This window comes from Streptomyces racemochromogenes (assembly GCF_044129415.1).
GTDB classification, from domain to species: domain Bacteria; phylum Actinomycetota; class Actinomycetes; order Streptomycetales; family Streptomycetaceae; genus Streptomyces; species Streptomyces racemochromogenes_A.
This window is the reverse complement of the sequence record NZ_JBBDHD010000094.1, coordinates 19,033-27,442: the sequence shown is the minus strand read 5'-3', so window position 1 is coordinate 27,442 and position 8,410 is coordinate 19,033. Positions and strand designations below refer to the sequence as shown.

5 protein-coding genes are annotated in these 8,410 nt (G+C 73.3%); all 5 read right to left on the bottom strand.

Annotated features, from left to right (window positions below; genetic code table 11):
* Positions 1–98 precede the first annotated feature (98 nt).
* The 5 genes from WDV06_RS27395 to WDV06_RS27375 all read right to left on the bottom strand — a co-directional run bounded on the left by WDV06_RS27395 (position 99) and on the right by WDV06_RS27375 (position 8,403).
* Positions 99–2,114: an oxidoreductase gene (locus WDV06_RS27395; RefSeq protein ID WP_395512465.1), complete on the bottom strand. Its 2,016-nt coding sequence runs from the start codon at positions 2,112–2,114 to the stop codon at positions 99–101.
* Between the two features lie 163 nt (positions 2,115–2,277).
* The gene (locus tag WDV06_RS27390) at positions 2,278–5,301 is read right to left on the bottom strand and encodes an alpha-mannosidase (protein ID WP_395512464.1); all 3,024 of its coding nucleotides are present in this window, start codon (positions 5,299–5,301) and stop codon (positions 2,278–2,280) included.
* A gap of 50 nt (positions 5,302–5,351) precedes the next feature.
* Positions 5,352–6,173 (bottom strand): carbohydrate ABC transporter permease, encoded by an 822-nt coding sequence (locus WDV06_RS27385; RefSeq protein WP_395512463.1) that lies wholly within the window; start codon positions 6,171–6,173, stop codon positions 5,352–5,354.
* The gene (locus WDV06_RS27380; RefSeq protein WP_395512462.1) at positions 6,170–7,072 is read right to left on the bottom strand and encodes a carbohydrate ABC transporter permease; all 903 of its coding nucleotides are present in this window, start codon (positions 7,070–7,072) and stop codon (positions 6,170–6,172) included. The genes WDV06_RS27385 and WDV06_RS27380 overlap by 4 nt, the downstream gene beginning before the upstream one ends.
* Positions 7,069–8,403, bottom strand: a complete 1,335-nt coding sequence (locus tag WDV06_RS27375) for an ABC transporter substrate-binding protein (RefSeq protein WP_395512461.1) — start codon at positions 8,401–8,403, stop codon at positions 7,069–7,071. Before WDV06_RS27375 ends, WDV06_RS27380 begins: the two co-directional genes overlap by 4 nt.
* Positions 8,404–8,410: the final 7 nt, after the last annotated feature.

Below are 8,410 nucleotides of genomic sequence, written 5' to 3'. Positions count from 1 at the left end.
CCCCCCCCCCCCCCCCCCCCCCCCCCCCCCCCCCCCCCCCCCCCCCCCCCCCCCCCCCCCCCCCCCCCCCCCCCACAACTCCCTTTCCGCCGGAGGGATCAGAGGGCGGCGGCCAGCTCGGTGCCCTGGCGGATGGCCCGCTTGGCGTCGAGTTCGGCGGCTACGTCGGCGCCGCCGATCAGGTGCGCGTCGACGCCCTCGGCGCGCAGCGCCTCGTACAGGTCGCGGCGCGGCTCCTGGCCGGTGCACAGGACGACCGTGTCGGCGGGGACCAGGCGCGGCTGGCCGTCGACGGTGATGTGCAGGCCCTCGTCGTCGATCCGCTCGTAGGTGGCGCCGGCGACGGAGACGACCCCGCGGTGCTTGAGCTCGGCGCGGTGGATCCAGCCGGTGGTGGTGCCGAGGCCGGCGCCGACCTTGGTGGTCTTGCGCTGGAGGAGGGTCACCTGGCGGGGGCTGGCGGGCCGTTCGGGGGCGGTGAGGCCTCCGGGGCCGGCGTACGCGGTGTCGACGCCCCAGTGCCGGAAGTAGACGGCGGGGTCCTGGGCGGCGCCCTCGCCGCTGTCGGTGAGGAACTCGGCGACGTCGAAGCCGATCCCGCCGGCGCCGACGACCGCGACGCGCTCGCCGACGGGGGCGCCGTCGCGCAGTACGTCCAGGTAGCTGACCACGTTGTCGCGGTCCACGCCGTCGATGGCGGGGGTGCGGGGGGTGACGCCGGTGGCGACGACGACCTCGTCGTAGCCGCGCAGGCTCTCCACGTCGGCGGGGGTGTTGAGGCGGACGTCGACTCCGCGGGCTTCCAGCCGGTTGCCGAAGTAGCGGATGGTCTCCTCGAACTCCTCCTTGCCCGGGATCCGGCGGGCGATGTCGAGCTGGCCGCCGATGTGGCCGGAGGCCTCGAAGAGGGTGACGGCGTGGCCGCGTTCGGCGGCCGAGACGGCGCAGGCGAGGCCGGCCGGGCCGGCGCCGACGACGGCGACGGTCTTCTTCGTCCGGGTGGGGGACAGGACGAGCTCGGTCTCGTGGCAGGCGCGCGGGTTGACCAGGCAGCTGGTGATCTTCCCGCTGAAGGTGTGGTCGAGGCAGGCCTGGTTGCAGCCGATGCAGGTGTTGACGGTCTCGGGCCGGCCGGCCGCGGCCTTGGCGACGAAGTCGGCGTCCGCGAGGAAGGGCCGGGCGAGGGAGACCAGGTCGGCGCGGCCGTCGGCGAGGATCTCCTCGGCCTTCTCGGGGGTGTTGATGCGGTTGCTGGTGACGAGGGGGACGGAGACCGCGCCCATCAGCTTGCGCGTGACCCAGGTGTAGGCGCCGCGGGGGACGGAGGTGGCGATGGTGGGGATGCGGGCCTCGTGCCAGCCGATGCCGGTGTTGATGATGGTCGCGCCGGCCGCCTCGATCTCCTTGGCGAGGTGGACGACCTCGTCGAGGGTGGAGCCGCCGGGGACCAGGTCCAGCATGGACAGGCGGTAGATGAGGATGAACTCCTTGCCGACGGCGGCGCGGGTACGGCGGACGATCTCCAGCGGGAAGCGCACGCGGTTCTCGTACGCGCCGCCCCAGCGGTCGGTGCGCCGGTTGGTGGCGGCGGCGATGAACTCGTTGATCAGGTAGCCCTCGGAGCCCATGATCTCGACGCCGTCGTAGCCGGCCAGCCGGGCGAGGCGGGCGGCACGGACGAAGTCCTCGACCGTCTGCTCGACCTCGTCGTCCGTGAGCTCGTTCGGGACGAAGGGGCTGATGGGGGCCTGGAGGGCGCTGGGGGCGACGAGGTCCTTGTGGTAGGCGTAGCGGCCGAAGTGGAGGATCTGCATCGCGATCTTCCCGCCCTCGGCGTGCACCGCGTCGGTGATCACCCGGTGCTCGGCGGCCTCCTCCTCGGTGGTGAGGCGGGAGCCGCCCTCGAAGGGGCGTCCGGCGTCGTTCGGGGCGATGCCGCCGGTGACGATCAGGCCGGCGCCGCCCTTGGCGCGCTCGGCGTAGAAGGCGGCGAGACGCTCGAAGCCGCCCTGGTGCTCCTCCAGGCCGGTGTGCATGGAGCCCATGATCACGCGGTTCGGCAGGGTGGTGAAGCCGAGGTCCAGGGGGCTCAGCAGGTGCGGGTACGGGCTCATGGGTGACGTGTCTCCTCGCGCGGTGTCCTGACCCTGTTGTAAGCGAGCGGGAGACGGTTTTGCAACTAGGTGCAAAACAGCTGTGGCGACTCTCACGGCCCCCGCCGCCCCTCCGGCCGGTACGGGAGGGGCGGCGGGACGGGTCCGCGAGGGTCCGGAGCCGTCAGGAGCGGTGGAGGCGGACCGTGACGATCTGGAACGGGCGCAGGTTCAGCGGGACGGCCCCCGACGCGGTGGGGGCCCCGACGGCCGTCGGGGGCAGGGGGCGCTCCAGCAGGTCGGTCTCGGTCGCGCCCCCGACGGGGAAGCCGGGGGTCAGGGTGGCCCGGGCGCGGCCGCCCCGGGATTCGTAGAGGCGCACGACCACGTCGCCGCTGCGGTCCTCGGCGAGCTTGACCGACTCCACCACCACCGCGTCCTCGTCGACGGCCACCAGCGGCGCCACCGGGCCCGCGCCGCGCAGGGCGCGCTCGGGCAGGTTGAGCGCGTGGCCCTCGCGGACGGCGTCCCCGAGGGTGGCGCCCGGGGCGAGGGAGAAGCGCAGGGCGTGGCGGCCCTGGTCGGTCTCGGGGTCCGGGTAGCGGGGGGCGCGCAGCAGGGAGAGGCGGACGGTGGTGGTCTGGCCGCCGTCGGGGCGGACGTCGCGGGTGACGTCGTGCCCGTAGGTGGAGTCGTTGAGCAGGGCCACGCCCCAGCCCGGCTCCTGCGCGTGGATCCAGCGGTGGGCGCAGATCTCGAACCGGGCGGCCTCCCAGGAGGTGTTGGTGTGGGTGGGACGCTCCACGTGCCCGAACTGGGTCTCGGAGGAGGTCCGTTCGGCCTTGACGTCCAGGGGGAAGGCGGCCTTGAGGAACTTCTCCGTCTCGTGCCAGTCCACCTCGGTGACCAGGTCCACCGTCTTGGCGCCGGCCCGCAGGGTGATCGTCTGGATGACTGCGGAGGAGCCGAAGGAGCGGGTCACGGTGACGGCGCAGGCGTCGGGGCCGCTGTCGGTGACCTCCAGGGCGTCCAGGCCGTCGAGGTCGGTGACCTTGTTGCGGTAGAAGGCCTCCACGTCCCAGGCGTCCCACATGTTCGGGAAGTCGGGGTGGATCTGGAGCAGGTTGGCGGCGGCGCCCGGGGCGACAGCCTCCCGGCCGTGCTCCAGGTCGTACGCGGAGACGATCAGCCCGCGGCCGTCGACCTCCACCAGCAGCCGCCCGTTCGCCAGGACGTGGCCGCCGCCGTGCCGCTCCTCCACGGTGACCGGCTGCCGGGCCTCGGCGGGGCGGTCCGCGCCGCCGGCCGGGACCCCGCGCCGGGCGTGCGGGGCGCAGTTGAACACCAGCTCCGCCGTGCCCTCCCCGGCGAGCGCGGTCTGCGCGGCCAGGGTCAGGGCGCGCAGCTCCTCCCCCACCCGTGCGTACGTCTCGCGGGCCTCTCGATGGACCCAGGCGATGGAGGAGCCGGGCAGGATGTCGTGGAACTGGTGGAGCAGGACGGTCTTCCAGAGGCGTTCCAGGTCCTCGTACGGGTAGGCGAAGCCGGGGACGCGCACGGCGGCCGTCGCCGCCCACAGCTCGGCCTCGCGCAGCAGCGACTCGCTGCGGCGGTTGCCCTGCTTCGTCCCGGCCTGGGAGGTGTAGGTGCCGCGGTGCAGTTCCAGGTACAGCTCGCCGGCCCAGACGGGAGCGTCCCCGTATTCGGCGCGGGCCTTGTCGAAGAAGGCGTCGGGGCGCTCGATCTCCACCCGCGGCGAGCCTTCGAGGTCCCGCAGGCGGCGGGCCCGGGCCAGCTGCTCGCGGGTGGGGCCGCCCCCGCCGTCACCCCAGCCGAAGGGCACCAGCGAGCGCGAACCCCGTCCCTTCTCCCGGTAGTTGCGGGCGGCGTGGGCGAGCTGGGCGCCGCCGAGATCGCTGTTGTAGGTGTCCACGGGCGGGAAGTGGGTGAAGACGCGGGACCCGTCGATGCCCTCCCACCAGAAGGTGTGGTGCGGGAACCGGTTGGTCTGGGACCAGCAGATCTTCTGGGTGAGGAACCACTGGTTGCCGGCGAGCCGGACGATCTGCGGGAGCGCGGCGGTGTAGCCGAAGGAGTCGGGCAGCCACACCCCCTTGGTCTCGATGCCGAACTCCTCCAGGAAGAACCTCTTGCCGTACAGGAACTGGCGGACCATGGCCTCGCCGCCGACCATGTTGGTGTCCGACTCCACCCACATGCCGCCGACGGGGACGAACTGCCCGTCCGCGATCTTCTTCTTGACCCGTTCGAAGAGCTGGGGCCGGTGGGCTTTGATCCAGTCGAGCTGCTGGGCCTGGGACATGGCGAAGACGAACTCGGGGTGCTCGTCCATCAGGGCGACCACGTTGGAGGCGGTCCGGGACACCTTGCGGACCGTCTCGCGCAGCGGCCACAGCCAGGCCGAGTCGATGTGGGCGTGGCCGACGGCGCTGATCCGGTGCGCGGAGGCGTGCGCCGGGGAGGCGAGCACCCCGGCGAGGCGGGCGCGGGCGGCGGCGGCCGTGCCGGGGACGTCGTCGAGGTCGATCTCGTCGAGGGCGGAGGCGACGGCGCGCAGGACGGTGTGGCGGCGGGCGTCGTCCTCGCCGAGCTGGGCCATCAGCCCTTCGAGGACGTCGAGGTCCTGGACGAGTTCCCAGACCTCGGTCTCGAAGACGGCCAGCTCCATCCGGGCCAGCCGGTACAGGGACCGGCCCCCGCTGGTCAGCCGGTCCCCCTCGGTGGTGGGCCGGTGCTCGACGAGGACGGGGTTGGCGGCGGCCTCGACGTACCACTCGACGGGCTCGCCGCCGGCCGCCCGGTCGGCCACGCGCACCCAGTCGCTGTACGGGTTGAGGGCCTTGACCTCGGAGCCGTCGGCCCGGTGGACCAGGCCCTCGCACTGGAAGCCGGGCATCATCCGGTCGAAGCCGAGGTCGAGGACGGCCTCGACGGTGCGGCCCGCCCAGCCGGCGGGGACGGTTCCCGTGACCCGGAACCAGGTGGTGCCCCAGGCCGGGCCCCAGGCGTCGCCCGGGGCGCACGGCGTGTAGGGGGCGGCCAGTGCCTCGGCGACGGGGACGGGTTCCCCGGGCGCGTCCCAGCGCTCGACGGTGAGCGGGACCGGGCGGGAGCGGACGGCGGGCCTGATGCGTTCGCCCAGGACCCGGCGGAGGCGTTGCTCGGTGATGCTGCGGTCGTCGTGCATGACGGCGGCTCCAGGAGGGGGTCGGCGGGTGGCTGCGGGGGCGGGGCGGGTCAGACCTTGACGGCTCCCTCGCCCACGCCGCGGAAGAAGAAGCGCTGGAGGGCGAGGAAGAGCAGCATCATCGGCAGCAGGGCGGCCATCGCCCCGGCCGCGATCAGCCGCTGGTCGTTGACGGTGGTGGCGCCGGCCAGGCTCTTCAGGCCGAGCTGGAGGGTGTAGTGGTCGCTGTCGGTCAGGACGATCAGGGGCCACAGGAAGTCGTCCCAGGCCCCCATGAAGCTGGTGATGCACACCACGGCGAGGGCGCCGCGGGCCGAGGGGACGAAGACGCGGGTGAAACGGGTCCACTCGTTCGCCCCGTCGAGCACCGCGGCCTCCTCCAGCTCCCGGGGGACGGCGAGGAACGCCGCCCGCATGATCATGATGTTGAGGACGGAGACCGCGCCGGGCAGCCACACGCCGACGAGGCTGTCGACCAGGCCCATCCCGCGGACGGTGAGGAACATCGAGATCATCACGGACTCGAAGGGGAACATCAGGGTGGCGGTCAGCACGGTGAAGACGGCCCGGCGCCCCTTCCAGCCCTCCCGGGACAGGGCGTACCCGCCCATCGCGGCGAACAGCAGGTTCGATGCGACGGCGAGGGCCGCGACGACCAGGGTGTTGGCCGTGTACGGCAGCAGCGGGAAGGACTCGGCGACCCGGACGTAGTTGCCGAGGGTGGGCCGGGAGGGCAGCACCCCCTCGTAGACGTTCTCGCCGCGCCCGCGCAACGAGGTCAGGAACTGCCAGGCGAGCGGGCCGGTCGTCACCACGAGGGCCAGGCACAGCGTCAGGTAGCGGGCGGCGGGGCCGGCCCGGCGCCCGCTCACGCCTCGTCCCCCCTGGCCAGCCGGCGCCCCAGCAGGCTGAAGGCCAGGGTCAGCAGGAACAGCAGCAGGGAGAGGGCGGAGGCGTATCCGGTCTCGCCGGCGAAGCCCAGGCCGACCTGCCGGATCAGGAAGGGCAGGGTGCGGGCGCCGCCGCCGGGGCCGCCGCTCTCCCCGCCGAGGATGTAGACCTCGGTGAACACGCGCAGGGCGGAGATCGCCGACAGGGTCCCGACCAGCAGCATCATCGGCTTCACGGACGGGACGGTGATGCTGGCGAACCGGCGCAGCGGGCCCGCCCCGTCGAGGGCGGCGGCCTCGTAGAGCGCCGGGGGCACGTTCCCGAGGGCGGCCAGGTAGAAGACCATGTAGTAGCCCAGGCCCTTCCACACGGTCACGATCATCGCGGAGACCAGCAGCAGCGTGCTGTCCGTCAGGAAGGGCACCGGCTCCGCGACCAGCCGCAGCCGGACCAGGACGGCGTTGACGGCCCCGTCGCTGCGCAGCAGCCACTGCCAGATCAGGCCGACGACCACGGCGGAGGCGATCACCGGGGTGTAGAAGGCCGACCGGAACAGGCCGATGCCGGGGACCTCCCGCCGGACCAGGACGGCCAGCCCCAGCGGCAGCACGACCAGGCAGGGGACGACGACCAGCAGGTAGAGCACGCTGTTGGCGGCGGCCGTCCAGAAGTCGGGGTCGGCCAGGGCCCGCCGGTAGTTGGCGAGGCCGACGAAGCTCCCGCCGTCCAGCACCCGGGCGTCGGTGAGGGACAGGACGACGGTGTTGACGAACGGCCAGAGGCTGAACAGGCCCACGGCGGTGAGCCCGGGTGCCAGGAACAGGTACGGGCCCCACCACCGGCGGTGCGGCAGCCCGCCCCCGGCTTCCCGCGCCGTCACCTCGCGCCCGCGGCGGCCAGCAGCCGGTTGGCCTCCTCCTGGGCCCTGCGCACGGCCGTCCGGGCGTCCTGTTCGCCCTGGATGGCCCTCTGCACCTCGCGGGTCACCGCGTCGCCGACCTGACTGGTCCACTGGACGGGGGTGTTGGCGTCGAGGGCGGCGGTCCTCAGCTGCTCGGCGCCGATCGCGCGGGCGAGCGTCTCGGCGTCCTTGCCGTCGCCGCGGTCGGCGAAGCGCGGGTCGGCCAGGCCCTCGGCGTTGGAGGGGTAGATGGTGGCCCGCCGGGAGAACTCCACCTGATTGGGCCCGTTGGTGACCCATCGGGCGAACTCGGCCGCCGCGTCCGGGTGGGCGGTGTCCTTCCTGACGCCGAGGGACTGGGCGTAGATGCCGATGTGGCCGAGGGTGCCGGTGACGGCGCCCGCGACCCGGGTCTGCGCGTAGACCCGGGGGGCGTTGGCCTTGATGTCCTTGACGAAGCCGGGCGAGCCGGGGCCGAAGACGAGCCTGCCGCTGCCGTAGAGCTGGTTGATGTCGTCGGACTTCAGGAGGGACTCCTTGGGCATGGCGCCCTTGGCGTACAGGTCCTTCATGCGTTCGACCCAGGAGACGGCCCGGTCGGTGTCGAAGGTGAACCGGTCCCCGGCCCGGTTCAGCAGGGGGACGCCCATCTTCTGCCAGTCCCCGGGCAGCCGTCCCTTGGGGTCGGCCATGAACGCCGCGTACCGGCCGCCGGAGCGCGCGGCGATCCGCTCGGCGTAGTCGAAGAACTGCTCGACGGTGGTGGGCGGCCGGGCGGGGTCGAGGCCCGAGGCGGTGAACAGCTCCTGGTTGTAGGTGAGGATCTCGGGGGTCACGTACCACGGATAGGCGTAGACGCCCTGGCCCTTGCCGGGCAGCTTGAACTGCTCCCAGGCGCCCGGCACGTACTCCTTGGCCGCCGCAGTGTCGAGGGCGGCCACGTCGGCGAGCATGCCGCGGTCCGCGAGGAGCTGGAAGGAGTCGGTCGAGAGGTTGACGACGTCGGGGAGGGCCCCGGCCCGGGCGTCGGCGACGAGCTTCTCGTTGTAGCCGTCGCCGGGCACGTCCTCCCACGTCACCTTGGCGTCGGGGTACTTGCGCTCGAAGGAGTCGATGACGCCCTGGACGTAGGCGGTGTAGACGGGCTTGAGCTGGAGCGTCCGGAAGGTGATCTCCCCGGCCACCCTGCCGGTCCTGCGCGCCTCGCCGGAGTCGTGGCCGGCACCGCCGAGGCCACAGGCGGAGAGGGCCAGGAGTCCGGCGGTCACCGCGGTGGCGGCGGCCGTGCGGGTCGGGTGGGAACGCGTCATCGTCGCC

Bases quoted from the DNA above. Each gene is read 5' to 3' on its own strand.
- WDV06_RS27395 (WP_395512465.1), bottom strand. From the start codon at position 2,114: ATGAGCCCGTACCCGCACCTGCTGAGCCCCCTGGACCTCGGCTTCACC.
- WDV06_RS27390 (WP_395512464.1), bottom strand. From the start codon at position 5,301: ATGCACGACGACCGCAGCATCACCGAGCAACGCCTCCGCCGGGTCCTG.
- WDV06_RS27375 (WP_395512461.1), bottom strand. From the start codon at position 8,403: ATGACGCGTTCCCACCCGACCCGCACGGCCGCCGCCACCGCGGTGACC.